The organism is Pseudomonas sp. GW821-FHT02B10, assembly GCF_059421865.1.
This window is the reverse complement of the sequence record NZ_JBWKVU010000004.1, coordinates 333,013-346,592: the sequence shown is the minus strand read 5'-3', so window position 1 is coordinate 346,592 and position 13,580 is coordinate 333,013. Positions and strand designations below refer to the sequence as shown.

General features: G+C 63.0%; 12 protein-coding genes and 1 pseudogene. 7 read left to right on the top strand and 6 right to left on the bottom strand.

Going from position 1 to position 13,580, the window contains the following annotated elements; all coding sequences use genetic code 11:
* The first annotated feature begins 3 nt into the window (after positions 1-3).
* Both AC07VU_RS12015 and AC07VU_RS12010 read left to right on the top strand, forming a co-directional pair.
* Complete coding sequence (locus AC07VU_RS12015) at positions 4-2,541, top strand: PAS domain-containing hybrid sensor histidine kinase/response regulator family protein (RefSeq protein ID WP_495029905.1); 2,538 nt, start codon at positions 4-6, stop codon at positions 2,539-2,541.
* 52 nt (positions 2,542-2,593) lie between these two features.
* The gene (locus tag AC07VU_RS12010) at positions 2,594-2,869 is read left to right on the top strand and encodes a peptidylprolyl isomerase (RefSeq protein WP_007932676.1); all 276 of its coding nucleotides are present in this window, start codon (positions 2,594-2,596) and stop codon (positions 2,867-2,869) included.
* A 181-nt stretch (positions 2,870-3,050) separates the two neighbouring features.
* Here AC07VU_RS12010 and AC07VU_RS12005 read toward each other — a convergent pair whose 3' ends face one another.
* The 4 genes from AC07VU_RS12005 to AC07VU_RS11990 all read right to left on the bottom strand — a co-directional run bounded on the left by AC07VU_RS12005 (position 3,051) and on the right by AC07VU_RS11990 (position 6,776).
* Positions 3,051-3,968 (bottom strand): sugar kinase, encoded by a 918-nt coding sequence (locus AC07VU_RS12005; protein ID WP_495029904.1) that lies wholly within the window; start codon positions 3,966-3,968, stop codon positions 3,051-3,053.
* 160 nt (positions 3,969-4,128) lie between these two features.
* Positions 4,129-5,346 (bottom strand): amino acid deaminase, encoded by a 1,218-nt coding sequence (locus tag AC07VU_RS12000; RefSeq protein WP_495029903.1) that lies wholly within the window; start codon positions 5,344-5,346, stop codon positions 4,129-4,131.
* Positions 5,347-5,383: 37 nt separating this feature from the next.
* Positions 5,384-6,148, bottom strand: coding sequence for an IclR family transcriptional regulator (locus tag AC07VU_RS11995; RefSeq protein ID WP_009044425.1), 765 nt, complete (start codon positions 6,146-6,148; stop codon positions 5,384-5,386).
* Between the two features lie 241 nt (positions 6,149-6,389).
* The gene (locus AC07VU_RS11990; RefSeq protein ID WP_007927369.1) at positions 6,390-6,776 is read right to left on the bottom strand and encodes a RidA family protein; all 387 of its coding nucleotides are present in this window, start codon (positions 6,774-6,776) and stop codon (positions 6,390-6,392) included.
* 415 nt (positions 6,777-7,191) lie between these two features.
* Here AC07VU_RS11990 and AC07VU_RS11985 point away from each other — a divergent pair, with 415 nt between their 5' ends.
* On the top strand, positions 7,192-7,464 hold the full coding sequence (locus AC07VU_RS11985) for a hypothetical protein (protein WP_457242471.1): 273 nt from the start codon (positions 7,192-7,194) through the stop codon (positions 7,462-7,464).
* A gap of 500 nt (positions 7,465-7,964) precedes the next feature.
* Here AC07VU_RS11985 and AC07VU_RS11980 read toward each other — a convergent pair.
* Positions 7,965-8,054: pseudogene (locus tag AC07VU_RS11980) on the bottom strand (ATP-binding protein); the annotation flags it as partial.
* Positions 8,055-8,141: 87 nt separating this feature from the next.
* On the opposite strand from AC07VU_RS11980, the gene AC07VU_RS11975 reads away from it, so the two are divergent.
* From AC07VU_RS11975 to AC07VU_RS11965, 3 genes are all read left to right on the top strand, one after another.
* Positions 8,142-8,933 carry a class I SAM-dependent methyltransferase gene (locus AC07VU_RS11975; RefSeq protein WP_457276678.1) on the top strand — a complete coding sequence of 264 codons (792 nt, stop codon included), beginning with the start codon at positions 8,142-8,144 and terminating at the stop codon, positions 8,931-8,933.
* A 465-nt stretch (positions 8,934-9,398) separates the two neighbouring features.
* Positions 9,399-9,881, top strand: coding sequence for an acyl-CoA thioesterase (locus AC07VU_RS11970; protein WP_053261720.1), 483 nt, complete (start codon positions 9,399-9,401; stop codon positions 9,879-9,881).
* Between the two features lie 52 nt (positions 9,882-9,933).
* Positions 9,934-11,583 carry an FMN-binding glutamate synthase family protein gene (locus tag AC07VU_RS11965; protein ID WP_495029902.1) on the top strand — a complete coding sequence of 550 codons (1,650 nt, stop codon included), beginning with the start codon at positions 9,934-9,936 and terminating at the stop codon, positions 11,581-11,583.
* A 49-nt stretch (positions 11,584-11,632) separates the two neighbouring features.
* On the opposite strand, the gene AC07VU_RS11960 is transcribed toward AC07VU_RS11965, so the two are convergent.
* On the bottom strand, positions 11,633-12,424 hold the full coding sequence (locus AC07VU_RS11960; protein WP_102679551.1) for an AraC family transcriptional regulator: 792 nt from the start codon (positions 12,422-12,424) through the stop codon (positions 11,633-11,635).
* 84 nt (positions 12,425-12,508) lie between these two features.
* Here AC07VU_RS11960 and AC07VU_RS11955 point away from each other — a divergent pair, with 84 nt between their 5' ends.
* Positions 12,509-13,507, top strand: a complete 999-nt coding sequence (locus tag AC07VU_RS11955; protein WP_495029901.1) for a bile acid:sodium symporter family protein — start codon at positions 12,509-12,511, stop codon at positions 13,505-13,507.
* The last annotated feature ends 73 nt before the right edge of the window (positions 13,508-13,580 follow it).

The window sequence follows — 13,580 nt, the reverse complement described above, 5'->3', positions numbered from 1 at the left end:
GACATGAACGCCTCCCCCTCCGGCAGCGAAGCCGAAACCCTGATTGCCCGGCTGGACTGGGCCGCCACGCCGCTGGGCGCGGTCGACCACTGGCCGCAGAGCCTGCGCACCGCAGTGGACATCGTGATCCACTCGCCGATGCCGATGCTGCTGTTGTGGGGCGCGCAACTGACACAGATCTACAACGACGGTTTCGCCCTGCTGGCCGGCAACAAGCACCCTGGCGCCTTCGGCCAGTCGACCCACCTGACCTGGCCGGAACTCCAGGACTTCACCGCGCCGATCTACCAAGCCGTGCTGCAAGGCCAGGTGCGCACCTTCAGCGAAAAACCCTTCACCCTGCTGCGCCACGGCCGTGAATCGGACGTCTGGCTGGACCTGACCTACAGCCCGATCCGCGACGAAAGCGGCGAAGTCGCCGGGATCCTGGTCACCAGCATCGAAACCAACGAGCGCCGACGCATCGCCCTGGAACTGGAGCAGCGCTCGGCGGCCAGCCTCAAGGCCCAGCACGAAACCGAAGAGCGCCTGCAACTGGCGCTGGCAGCGACCGACGCGGTCGGCACCTGGGACTGGGACATCGGCGACGACCGCTTTATCGCCGACGCCCACTTCGCCCAGCTGCACAGCATCGACCCGGCCCTGGCCGGACAACTGCCCATCAGCGACTACCTCAAGGGCGTGCACCCGGAAGACCGCGGCATGGTGGCGCGCAGCATCAAGCACTGCATCACCCACGGCACCGAATACGCCGAGGAATACCGCCTGCAACAGCCCGACGGGCAGATCCGCTGGGTCTTCGCCCGCGGGCGCTGCTACAAGGATCACCACGGCCGGCCGGTGCGCTTCCTCGGCGCCGCCCTGGACCTGACCGACCGCAAGCAGATGGAACAGGCGCTGCGCCAGAGCCAGACCGAATTGCAGCTGATCATCAACGCCATGCCGGTGCTGATCGGCTACGTCGACCACGAAGAGCGCTTTCGCCTGAACAACAGCGCCTACCTCGACTGGTACGGCCTGACCCCGCAAGAGCTGTACGGGCGGACCATCCGCGAAGTGGTGGGGGACGAGATCTACGCCACCCGCGCCGACAAGATCGCCGCCGCCCTGGCCGGCAAACCCTGTAGCTTCGAAGCCAACTCGCCGCACCGCGACGGGCGCGCGCGGCATGCGCTGATGAAGTACCTGCCGCGCTACGGCGCCGACGGCGCGATCAATGGTTTCTACATCTTCGTGATCGATGAAACCGAGCGCAAACAGACCGAGGAAGCCCTGCGCAACCTCAACGAAACCCTGGAAGAACGGGTGGCCGAGCGCACCCAGGCGCTGGCCGCCGCCAACCAGCGCCTGCAGAGCGAGATGTTCGAACGCGAGCGCGCCGAAAACGCCCTGCGCCATGCGCAGAAGATGGAAGCCGTGGGCCAGCTCACCGGCGGCATCGCCCACGACTTCAACAACATGCTCACCGGCATCATCGGCAGCCTGGAGCTGATGCAGCGCTACATCGACGCCGACCGCAGCGCGGAGATCGGCCGCTTCACCGAGGCCGCGATGTCCTCGGCCAAGCGCGCGGCCGCCCTCACCCACCGCCTGCTGGCGTTCTCCCGACGCCAGTCGCTGGACCGCCGGCCGCTGGAGCCGAACCAGCTGGTGCGTTCGCTGCACGATCTGTTTAACCACACCAAGGGCGAGCATATCGAGCTGAAGATGAACCTGGGCGCCAACGTCTGGTCGATCAACAGCGACGCCAGCCAGCTGGAAAACGCCCTGCTCAACCTGGTGATCAACGCCCGCGACGCCATGCCCGACGGCGGCGTGCTGACCATCGAGACCGCCAACAGCTACCTCAACGGCAGCGACCTGGGCACCTTGGAACCGGTCAAGGCCGGCGACTACGTGATGCTCGGCGTCAGCGACAACGGCGCCGGCATGACCCCGCGAGTGCTGGCCAAGGCCTTCGATCCGTTCTTCACCACCAAGCCCATCGGCCAGGGCACGGGCCTGGGGCTGTCGATGATCTACGGCTTCGCCCAGCAATCCGGCGGCCACCTGACCATCAGCAGCGAACCGGGCCAGGGCACCTGCGTGCGCCTGTACCTGCCGCGCCTGTACAGCGGTGCCCAAACCGACAGCCCGGCACCGGCCAGCGTCGAAGCGCCGTACGCGGTGGCCGGCGAATCGGTGATGCTGGTGGAGGACGACCCGGCGGTGCGTATGCTGGTGCTCAACGTGCTGAGCGAACTGGGCTACAGCGCCTTCGAGGCCGAGGACGCCAAGAGCGCCCTGCCGTTGCTGGAGTCCGAGCGGCGTGTCGACCTGCTGGTGACCGACGTCGGCCTGCCGGGCATGAACGGCCGGCAGCTGGCGGAGATCGCCCGCCAGCAGCGACCGGAACTCAAGGTGCTGTTCATGACCGGTTACGCGGAAAAGGCCGCCGAGCGCCAGGGCTTTCTCGACGCCGGCATGGACCTGATCGCCAAGCCGTTTTCCATCGAGGCGCTGGCCCAGAAGATTCGTCAGATGATCGGCCGGCAGGGCTGATTTCAGGCATAATCCGCCCCCGCCGTCCGCACCGTTCCAAGGTAATTGCCCCATGAAAGCCCAAGCCCGCCACATCCTGGTGAAAACCGCCGAAGAGGCCGAACAGCTCAAGCAGCGCATCGCCAAGGGCGAAGCCTTCGACGTGCTGGCGAAGAAATACTCCACCTGCCCCTCCGGCAAACGCGGCGGCGACCTGGGTGAAGTGCGGCCGGGGCAGATGGTCGGAGCCATCGACCAGGTGATCTTCAAAAAGCCCCTGCGCACCGTGCACGGGCCGATCAAGAGCAAGTTCGGTTACCACCTGGTGCAGGTGTTCTACCGCGATTGAAGTGTCACGAGTGACCGCCATGCGGCCTCCATCGCGCCCCTGTAGCCGCTGCCGCAGGCTGCGATCGGCACCGCAGGGGCCGCAAAACCTGGCGACGCGACCTATCTGAAAAATCAGGGATACCGCCCTTGCGCCGGCTGCGCCGTCGATCGCAGCCTGCGGCAGCGGCTACAGGGGTGCCTCAGGGTCTTGGGATCAACGCCCCCGGTACCTGGATCACCCGGCTCGCCAAGCGATGCCCGGCCTGCGCCGCCTGCTGCGGACTGCCGCCTTTCAAGCGACACGCCAGATACGCCGCACTGAACGAATCCCCCGCCGCCGTGGTGTCCACCACCTGCTCCACCCGCTGCGCCGGCACCTCGAACGACTCGCCGCCACAGCGGATCAGGCAAGGTTCAGCGCCGCGCTTGAGCACCACTTCCGGCGTGTCCGCGTAGGCCGCCAATACCGCCTGGCTGTCGGCATAACCGAACAGCGCCTGCTCGTCATCCACCGTCAGCAGCGCCAGATCGACATAGGCCAGCGCCTCGCGATAAGCCGCCTGCGCCTGCTCCACCGAGGCCCAGAGCCGCGGGCGGTAGTTGTTGTCGAAGACCACCTGCGCCCCACGCTGACGCGCCTCGATCAAGGTCCCAATCAGCTTCTTGCGCCCCAACTCACCGAGCACCGCCAGGGTGATGCCGCTGAAATACAGCACCGCGTAGGCCGGCAACGCCGCGAGGATCGGCTCGGCCGCGGGGGTGGTGAAACAGTCGCGCACCGCCGCTTCGTTGCGCCAGTAAAGAAAGCGCCGCTCGCCCTTGGCGTCGGTCTGGATGCAATACAACCCGGGCAAACGCCCCGGCAGGCGCTGGACCATGCCCAGGCCGATGCCTTCCTCGGCCCAGCTCTGGCACATGGCGTCGCTGAAACTGTCGTCACCGAGGGCGGTGACATAGTCGACATGGGCGCCCTCGCCCAATTCACGGGCCAGGTACACGGCGGTGTTCAAGGTGTCGCCGCCGAAGCTCTGTTGCAGGCTGCCGTCGGCGCGGTGTTGCAGTTCAATCATGCATTCGCCGATCAGGGCGATGCGTTTCCCGGTGGTGCAGGTGTTCATGGTGGGGTGTCTCTGAGAGTTTTTTGTTGTGAGAAAGAACGTCTTCGCGGGCAAGCCTCGCTCCTACAAGGTTGGTGTCGTTTGCCAAGGCGTGTACGCCTCATATCCGTAGGAGCGAGGCTTGCCCGCGATTACCTGCGCAGCAGGTGCCAGACCTACTCTAGAAACAGGTCTCCATGCTCTCCAGCACATCCAGCCGCTCATCCACCAGCAATCCGGTGCGCCACTTATCAAAGGTCAAACACGGGTGCGAAGTACCAAAAGCAATAATGTCCCCCACCCGCAACTCAACCCCCGGCGCCACGGTCATGAACGCATGCTGGTCCATCACCGCCGTGACCTTGCAGGCGCTGACATCATCGCCCTTGGCCGGCAGCACGCCCGGCTTGTAGCGCAACAACGGCACCGGCAGACCGGCGTCATAGGCCACGTCGCGCTTGCCCAGGGCGATCACCGCGAACCCCGGCTCCGGCAGGGACTGCACATGGGCCCAGACTTCCAGCGCCGGACGCAGGCCTTCGTGCAGGTCGCTGCGACGGTCGAGCACGCAGCACTGCGCCTCTTTATAGATGCCATGGTCGTGGGCCACGTAACTGCCGGGGCGCAGCACACTGAGGAAACGCCCCTGGGCGTTCTGCGCCTCGAAGGACTCGGCGATCAGGTCATACCAGGCCGACCCCGAGGCGGTAATGATCGGCCGGTCGATAGCGAACAGCCCGTCGTCCTGCAACTGCACCGCCAGGCGCACCAGGGACGCGGCAAACTCCCGAATGCCACTGACCGCGTGATCGCCATGGATCACCCCTTCGTAGCCCTCGATACCGCACAAGGCCAAGGCCGGTTGCGCCTTGATCGCCTGCGCCAGGTCCAGCACTTCCTGCTCGCTGCGGCAGCCACAACGGCCGCCGACCACGCCGTACTCGATCATCACGTTCAGACGCACCCCGCGCGCGGCGAAGAACTGCCCGAGGTCGGCGACGTTGTCCGGGTGATCGACCATGCAATAGAAGTCGAACGTCGGATCGGCCAGCAGCTCGGCGATCAGCCCCATGTTCGGCGTGCCCACCAGCTGGTTGGCCATCAGCACCCGGCGCACACCGTGGGCGTAGGCCGCGCGGGTCTGCACCGCGGTGGCCAGGGTGATGCCCCAGGCGCCCGCCTCCAGCTGCCGACGGAACAGCGCCGGGGTCATGCTGGTCTTGCCGTGGGGCGCCAGCTCGGCGCCGCTGTCGCTGACGAACTTCTGCATCCAGCGGATGTTGTGTTCCAGCGCCGCGCGGTGCAGCACCAGGGCCGGCAGGCTGACATCGCGCACCAGGCTGACACCCGGTTGGGCGGCGCCCTTTTCCACCGCGGCATTGATCAAGGCAGAAGACATATTCGAACTCCTTACGGCGCAGCCACAGAGGCTGGCATTAGTCGTTGATGCGACGGGCCAGGCGATTCGCGCTGTCGATCAGCACCCGGCGGTAGTCGGCGTAATTGTTCTGGGCATCGGCCCGTGGCGCGACGATGCACAGGGTGCAGATGCACACCCCGCGCTCGTCCCGCACCGGGGCGGCGAAGCAATGGGTAAAGGTGTCGGCCACGCTGTCGAAGGAGAAGAAACCGTCCTGCGTGGCCTGGCGGATTTCCTTCAAGAAGGTCGCCACAGGCAGACGCTCCCCGTCAGGGAGCATGAAGTCGCGCTCGTCGATCAACTCGACGATCTGCTCATCGCTCAAATGCCCCAGCAGCAGCCGCCCGGAAGCGGTCCAGGGAATCGGCGCGTTCTCGCCGATATTCGAGGAGATGCGGAAATGCCGCTCGCCCTCCTTCATCAGCGCCACCGTGTATTTGCGCCCGTTGAGCAGGCACATCTGCGCGGTCTCGCGGGTCTGGCTGACGATCTCCTGCAAGGCCGAGTCGGCCTCGCGGGTCAGGTCGAAATGGCGCAGATGGGCCTGCCCAAGAAAGTACAGCTGACGCCCCAGGTACACATGCCCGTCCTGGCCCACCGGCTCCAGAACCCGCCGCTCCAGCAAGGACGCCACCAGCTCGTACACCGTGGACTTGGGGCTGCCGATCCCCTTGGCGATATCGTTGGGCCGCAACGGCTGGCCGATCTCCTTGAGGAAATCGAGAATATCGAACGCCCGGTCCAGCCCCTTGGCCCGGCGCTTGATGGTGTCTTCGGTCATGTCTGTGCCTTTTGCAAAAAACTGCGAAATTTCCGGCGCCCCAAAACCCCGGCATTGCCCCTATCCCCGTAGCCGCTGCCGAGCCCGCGAGGCTGCGATCGACCGCAACGCGGGCGCAAGCTCTTGAAATCGTCGCGCCCCCTGCGGGGTCGATCGCAGCCTCGCCAAAGCTCGGCAGCGGCTACAACGAACGAACCCGCCCCTGTAGGAGCAGCTTGCTCGCGATCAGCGGCCTACAGCCCTACTTCTTCTTGTAAGCCACACAATCGATCTCAACCTTGCAATCCACCATCATGCTGGCCTGCACACAGGCCCGCGCCGGCGCGTGTTCCGGCTTGAAGTACTCGCCGAACACCTTGTTGAAACTCCAGAAATCCCGCGGATCCTCCAACCACACCCCAACCCGCACCACATCCTCCAGCCCGTACCCAGCCTCCTCCAGAATCGCCACCACATTGCGCATCGTCTGATGCGTCTGCTCAACGATCCCGCCATGAATAATTTCACCATCCAACGCCGGCACCTGACCGGATACATACAACCAACCGTCAGCCTCAACGGCACGAGCGAAAGGACGAGGCTGGCCACCACCGGCGGTGCTGCCGGTGCCGTAGCGAGTGATGCTCATGGGGTGTTCTCCTAAGTAAAGGGAAGGTTGAGCAGAATAAGCCGTTCCTAAAAAGGTGCTTCGCGTAATTCCAGGAGACATTTATTCCGCTACAGCGGATCAAAATATACAACAACGGAAAATTCACGAAGAGTGTGCCATGGGAAAGAGAGGGATAACAGAGGATAGGCAACACATCTGGAACCAAGGAGATAGAGAACAAGCCTGAAATAAATGCTGCTACCCCCATTTATTCAGCCATTAATGACGGCTCGTGTAAGGCGTTTCTGTATCTGGTGTAAACATGCCCTCCAGGCTTGTTACTCCGCTATACGCCTCCTATATTCCGTTTCGTCGCTCCCAACGCTGCGACCGGATTTGGCCGTCCGAATCTCCATGAGCACACCCTAAACTTCCTTCATGGAGCGTCACCGTCATGGATTTCCAACCCCTCACCTCTTCCAACACCACCGACCACCCCGTCGCCTTTATCAACCCGCAAGCCCCCTTGCTTGACCTGCTGACCTACGCCGGCCTGCGCATCCGCGCTGCCCGGGACATGCTGGACAGCGTGTCCGGCATGACCAGCCGCAACGCCGACGACCTCGACCTGATGCGCTTCTCCAGCGTGGCAACCTTGTTGTTGCAGGACGGATGCGATGTGTTGCACTTGGCAGAGCAACGAGCGATGGACCTGCCAGAGCCTTAACCGAACCGCCTTAGCCTTTGCTCTTGCTGTGCTTTGGCTTTGGCTTTGGCTTTGTTTTTGATCTTGATCCACCCGCCCCATCGGGAGGCCGAGTGGAGGTTCTGCGCAGTGGGCAACTCGGCAGGGATGCCGAGTTAGCCGCCCCAGGCCATGGATGGCCTGTGGCGGCGGCCCACGGAGTAGGACCGGAGCGAGGGAACCTGAGCGCAGCGAAGGCCGTACGCAGGGGCAAGACCTTTTGGTTACTTTTGGCTGGGCCGGCATTCCGGGCGTTTGCCAAAAGTGACCCGCCGTAAGGGCGGAACCATAAGCCGCCGTGACCGCAGAAATGGATATGTACCCCGTCCAACATCACCAGCGAAGCCACCACCGCCATCGCGGACAAGCCTCGCCCCTACAGAAGCTTGTAAAAAGTGCCCCGCCGTAAGGGCGAGACCATAAGCCGCCGTGACCGCAGCAATGGATATGTCATGTTTGATCTTTATCTGGGCGACCAACCTGCTGTGTTGCAGGCGGTAGGACTCGTTGCTGCCTGTTTCGACGATGCGGCAGTGGTGTGTCAGCCGATCCAGCAACGCCGTGATCATCTTGTTAAGGCTGCACGCCTAATGTGAATCCACCTGCGGCCGATAGTCTGGAAGGTTCACCAGTATCGACGTCTTATTTCAGGGTTATCAATGGAAATTCCATACAGCGTCAGGCTTTCATTTTTTGATTTCTGGAAGGGGCTCTTCAAAGGCACGCTTTTCATCCAGAAGCGTTTGCGAGGGCACTTGAAGGAGCAGCAGAAGAACTGGCCAAAGAAGCAACAATACAGCCAAGGATATTTCTATCAGGGCTTGGAAGAACTGGGAATCACAGGCCTGAAGCCTACGGGTTTTCGGTTCAAGCAATACGCCATCGATGAAGAATTGAAGGGCGCTGACGTACTGGACATCGGCAGCAACTGCGGTTTTGTCTCAGCTTATTGTTCGCGACTGGCAAAATCCGTGACAGCCGTCGAACTCAACCCTTTTCTCAATAAAGTGGCAAAGGATACCGCGCGTTATTTGAAGCGCGACAATATAGAGTTTATAGAAAGCGATTTTTCGGTATTTGCCACAGATAAAAAATTTGATGTGGTGCTGTCGTTTTCCAATCATCACACCATTGATGGCAACCTCAATATGGGGTTTGAAAACTACATGAAGCGCCTGGTGTCGTTTCTAAAGCCGGGTGGCTACCTACTGTTTGAAAGCCACAATGTTTTCGGGCCAGGTGCTGGCAACGTAGGCGATGACGGTGATATGGACGAAAAAATCAAAATAATGAACACCTATTTCGCCATAGAACGCTATCGAATGGTCAACTGTTACATGCGACACATGGTCGATGATGTCGATAAGCTCTTCATTGTTGCGCGGCTCATGGACAATCCTCCGAAGACGGAATTCCGTCTTGAACAAGCAATCCGTCGTTATCATTATTGACCCTGTATTCGATTCTTTGGCTATCTATGACACCGTCCAAAAAACGGCAGCGCGAGCACGGACGCTATCGCGAGCAAGCTCGCTCCTACAGGTCGGTGTCATGCAAAGAAACAGTCGTTCAAGTCGTGGATCAGGTTTGGCAGGCGCAAGCGCCCGATCGCAGCCTGCGGCAGCGGCTACAGAGTTCGCGGTATTACCGATAGGCTTGAACGAATCTGCTCCCCATGCGCGTGAACTCGGCAGGGTTGTTAGCCCTGACTGCAACCAAAGCGACTCACCGTTGAATAACAAGCGCTAGGTATCGCCCTCTCCCCACTCATTATTGCAATCCCCACAACAGCTCATTGCAAAAGATAGCTAGCTAACTATCAAGACTTCTTATTACCCTCCGATCTCCAGCCAAATACTGTCCGTGGGGCTCTAGCCTGCCTATCCGGACAGCATCGATTACTGATGAGGTCACCCATGGAACCAGGCAGTTATCAATTGAGCATGAGCGTGCTCATGACGCCCGACAAAGCCAATTTCTCCGGCAACGTGCACGGCGGCGCCCTGCTGAAGCTGCTCGACGAGGTGGCCTTCGCCTGCGCCAAGCGCTACGCCGGGCGCTATGTGGTCACGCTGTCGGTGGATCAGGTGATCTTCAAGGAGCCGATCCATGTCGGCGAACTGGTGACCTTCCTCGCCTCGGTCAATTACACCGGGCGCACCTCGATGGAGGTCGGGGTCAAGGTGATGACCGAGAACATCCACGAACGCACGGTGCGCCACACCAACAGTTGTTACTTCACCATGGTCGCCGTCGACCCCGACGGGCGCCCGCACCCGGTGCGCGCCTTCGTGCCGGAAACCGCCACCGAACAACGCCGCTACGCCCAGGGTCTGCTGCGCAAACAGCAGCGCCAGGAGCTGCAGGAGCGCTATCGGCAGATCCGCAACGCGGATTGAGCCCGCCCTGACCGCCTGAACCCATGTCTTGCGATTTGCCCAAGGAACGACCATGAAGATATCGCTGCTCAGTCGCTACGCGACCCTGATCCTTTGCCTTGCCCTTACCTTGTTCGGCCTGTTGTTCTGGCCCGCCAGCCTCTGGGGCCAGGGGCTGATCGTGCTGGCCGGGGTGCTCAGCCTGGTCGGCCTCAACGACCTGCTGCAAAGCCACCATGCGGTGCGCCGCAACTACCCGATCATCGGCAATATCCGTTACCTGATCGAGTCGATTCGCCCGGAGATCCGCCAGTACCTGCTGGAAGGCGACGACGAGAAGCTGCCCTTCTCCCGCTCGCAGCGTTCGATGGTCTACGCCCGCGCCAAGAACCAGCCCGCGGAGAAGGCCTTTGGCACCCTGGCCGACGTCTATCAGCCCGGCTTCGAATTCATCAGCCACTCCATGGTCCCGGGCGATGCCTGCGACCCCAGCCAGTTCCGCGTGGTGGTGGGCGGGCCGGATTGCCAGCAGCCCTACAGCGCCTCGGTGTTCAACATCTCGGCCATGAGCTTCGGCGCGCTGAGCGCCAACGCCATCCGCGCCCTGAACAAAGGCGCCCGGCTCGGCGGCTTCGCCCACGACACCGGGGAGGGCAGCATCAGCCCCTATCACCAGGAATTCGCCGGCGACCTGATCTGGGAAATCGGCAGCGGCTACTTCGGTTGCCGCACCCTGGACGGCCATTTCGATGCCCAGCGCTTCTCCGAGCAGGCCAGCCATCCGCAGGTGAAGATGATCGAGATCAAGCTCAGCCAGGGCGCCAAGCCGGGGCATGGCGGCATCCTGCCCAAGCACAAGGTCACCGCCGAAATCGCCAAGACCCGAGGCGTGCAGATGGGCCACGACTGCGTATCGCCGGCGCGGCACTCGGAGTTCAGCACGCCCCTGCAACTGCTGGAGTTCATCGTCAAGCTGCGCAACCTGTCCGGTGGCAAGCCGGTGGGCTTCAAGTTCTGCGTGGGTCATCCCTGGGAGTTCATGGCCATCGTCAAGGCCATGCTCGAGACCGGCATCCAGCCGGACTTTATCGTGGTCGACGGCAAGGAAGGCGGCACCGGCGCCGCGCCTCGCGAGTTCACCGACAACATCGGCATGCCCATGCGCGAGGGCCTGCTGTTCGTGCATAACACCCTGGTCGGCGCCGGCCTGCGTTCGCAGATCAAACTGGGCGCCAGCGGCAAGGTGATCAGTGCCTTCGACATCGCCAGCGTGCTGACCATCGGCGCCGACTGGGTCAACGCCGCGCGCGGTTTCATGTTCGCCATCGGCTGCATCCAGTCGCAAAGCTGCCACACCAACAAATGTCCCACCGGCGTCGCCACCCAGGACCCGCTGCGCCAGAAAGCGCTGCAGGTCACGGACAAGGCCGAGCGGGTGCACAACTTCCATCGCAACACCCTGGTCGCCCTCGGCGAAATGCTCAGCGCCGCCGGCCTCGACCACCCGGCACAGTTGCAGGCCAAGCACCTGGTGCGGCGCCTGACCACCACCGAGGTCCGGCTGTTCTCGCAGATCCACGTGTTCCTCGAACCCGGCGAGCTATTGCAACGCCCTATCAGTTCGGAGTTCTACGCGCGCATGTGGAACATGGCCCAGCCCCACAGCTTCGCGCCACTGGCCGTGGCCGCGCCGGCCAGGGCCGAGCGGCTGACGCCGGCTTAGATTGAGGTTGCAGCCGCCGGCGCCATCGCGAGCAAGCTCGCTCCTACCGTTACGGGCGGAAAAACTCCCCGGGCGTCGCGTCGAACTGCTGGCGGAACGCGGCGATAAAGGCCGAGGTCGAGTCGTAGCCGCAGGCCAGTGCCACGTCCGTCACCCGCTCGCCGTTCTCCAGGGGCGTCAGGGCGCCCAGCAGGCGCAGGCGCTGGCGCCAGGCGCGGAAGGTCAGGCCGGTGTCCCGCAGGAACAGGCGGCTCAGGGTTTTCTCCGTCACCCCCAGTTTCTCGCTCCACTGCCCCAGGGTGGTCGGCTGGTCCGGGTGCGCTTGCAGGCTGCGGTAGATCTGCCGCAGGCGCGGGTCCTGGGGCAGCGGCAACATCAGGTCCAGTTGCGGCGCGGCGGCCAGTTGATCCAGCAGGACCTGGGCCAGGCGCCCGTCGGCGCCATCTTCGGCGTACTCCACCGGCAGCTCGCTGAAGGCACGGATCAATTCGCGCAGCAGGCTGCTCACCGCCAGCACCTGGCAGGTTTCGCCGGCCCAGGCAGTGACACGGCAATCCAGGTACAGGCTGCGCATTTCAGTGCGCGGCGAGCTGAACACCTTGTGCGGCATGCCAGCGGGAATCCACACCGCCCGTTGCGGCGGGGCGATGAAACGCCCGGCGCTGGTCTGCACTTCCAGCACGCCCTGGATGGCATAGGACAATTGCACCCAAGGGTGGCTGTGGCGCCGGGTCAGCGCCCGATTGGGCAGGGATTCGGTGCGCCCGTACACCGGTCGAGGCAGGCTCGGCAGACCGGGAATACTGCGTTGGACGATCTTTTCATGTCCTTTAGGCGGCATTTACTGGCTCATTGGCGTTAGTCGGCAGTCCATCATCACGTTAGAGTCGGCCCACCGCTCTGGCAACCCTTGGATGGTCCCATTATGAGTCGCTCACGTCTTTTGCCCGACAATTTCACCCTGACCCTGATCGGCGTGGTGCTGCTGGCCAGCTTCCTGCCGGCCAGCGGCCAGGTGGCGCTAGGCTTCGGCTGGCTGACCAACGCCGCCATCGCCCTGCTGTTCTTCCTCCACGGCGCCAAGCTGTCGCGCGAGGCGATCATCGCCGGGGCCGGCCACTGGCGCCTGCACCTGCTGATCTTCAGCCTGACCTTCGTGCTGTTCCCGATCCTCGGGCTGGCGCTCAAGCCGCTGCTGTCACCGCTGATCGGCAACGACCTGTACCTGGGCATGCTCTACCTCTGCGCCCTGCCCGCCACCGTGCAGTCGGCGATTGCCTTCACCTCCCTGGCGCGGGGCAACGTGCCGGCGGCGATCTGCAGCGCCGCGGCGTCCAGCCTGTTCGGGATTTTCCTCACGCCGTTGCTGGTGACCCTGCTGCTGAATGTGCACGGCGATGCCGGCTCGACCGTGGATGCCATCGTCAAGATCAGCGTGCAATTGCTGCTGCCCTTTATCGCCGGGCAGATCGCCCGCCGCTGGATCGGCGCCTGGGTCGGCCGCAACAAGAACTGGCTGAAATTCGTCGACCAGGGCTCGATCCTGCTGGTGGTCTACGGCGCCTTCAGCGAGGCGGTGAACGAAGGCATCTGGCATCAGATCCCGTTGTGGGAACTGGGCGGGCTGGTCTTGGCCTGCTGCGTGCTGCTGGCGTTGGCACTGTTGGCTTCCAGCCTGCTGAGCAAGCTCTTGGGCTTCAACCAGGAAGACCGCATCACCATCCTCTTCTGCGGCTCGAAGAAAAGCCTGGCCACCGGCGTGCCCATGGCCCAGGTGCTGTTCGCCGGCAGCACCATGGGCGTGCTGATCCTGCCGCTGATGCTGTTCCACCAGATCCAGCTGATGGTCTGCGCGGTGCTGGCCCAGCGTTACGCCAAACGCCCGGAATCGATCCCGGAGCTGATGGCCCAGGTCGATCCCTGAATGCGGCTCCTGAACTGCATGTCGCCTTTGTAGGAGCGAGCTTGCTCGCGATAAATCGTCAACGAAAACGCGC

What these genes read in the sequence shown, in the direction of transcription:
- AC07VU_RS12015 (WP_495029905.1), top strand. Translation starts at nt 4, where the DNA reads ATGAACGCCTCCCCCTCCGGCAGCGAAGCCGAAACCCTGATTGCCCGG.
- AC07VU_RS12010 (WP_007932676.1), top strand. Translation starts at nt 2,594, where the DNA reads ATGAAAGCCCAAGCCCGCCACATCCTGGTGAAAACCGCCGAAGAGGCC.
- AC07VU_RS12005 (WP_495029904.1), bottom strand. Translation starts at nt 3,968, where the DNA reads ATGAACACCTGCACCACCGGGAAACGCATCGCCCTGATCGGCGAATGC.
- AC07VU_RS12000 (WP_495029903.1), bottom strand. Translation starts at nt 5,346, where the DNA reads ATGTCTTCTGCCTTGATCAATGCCGCGGTGGAAAAGGGCGCCGCCCAA.
- AC07VU_RS11995 (WP_009044425.1), bottom strand. Translation starts at nt 6,148, where the DNA reads ATGACCGAAGACACCATCAAGCGCCGGGCCAAGGGGCTGGACCGGGCG.
- AC07VU_RS11990 (WP_007927369.1), bottom strand. Translation starts at nt 6,776, where the DNA reads ATGAGCATCACTCGCTACGGCACCGGCAGCACCGCCGGTGGTGGCCAG.
- AC07VU_RS11985 (WP_457242471.1), top strand. Translation starts at nt 7,192, where the DNA reads ATGGATTTCCAACCCCTCACCTCTTCCAACACCACCGACCACCCCGTC.
- AC07VU_RS11975 (WP_457276678.1), top strand. Translation starts at nt 8,142, where the DNA reads ATGGAAATTCCATACAGCGTCAGGCTTTCATTTTTTGATTTCTGGAAG.
- AC07VU_RS11970 (WP_053261720.1), top strand. Translation starts at nt 9,399, where the DNA reads ATGGAACCAGGCAGTTATCAATTGAGCATGAGCGTGCTCATGACGCCC.
- AC07VU_RS11965 (WP_495029902.1), top strand. Translation starts at nt 9,934, where the DNA reads ATGAAGATATCGCTGCTCAGTCGCTACGCGACCCTGATCCTTTGCCTT.
- AC07VU_RS11960 (WP_102679551.1), bottom strand. Translation starts at nt 12,424, where the DNA reads ATGCCGCCTAAAGGACATGAAAAGATCGTCCAACGCAGTATTCCCGGT.
- AC07VU_RS11955 (WP_495029901.1), top strand. Translation starts at nt 12,509, where the DNA reads ATGAGTCGCTCACGTCTTTTGCCCGACAATTTCACCCTGACCCTGATC.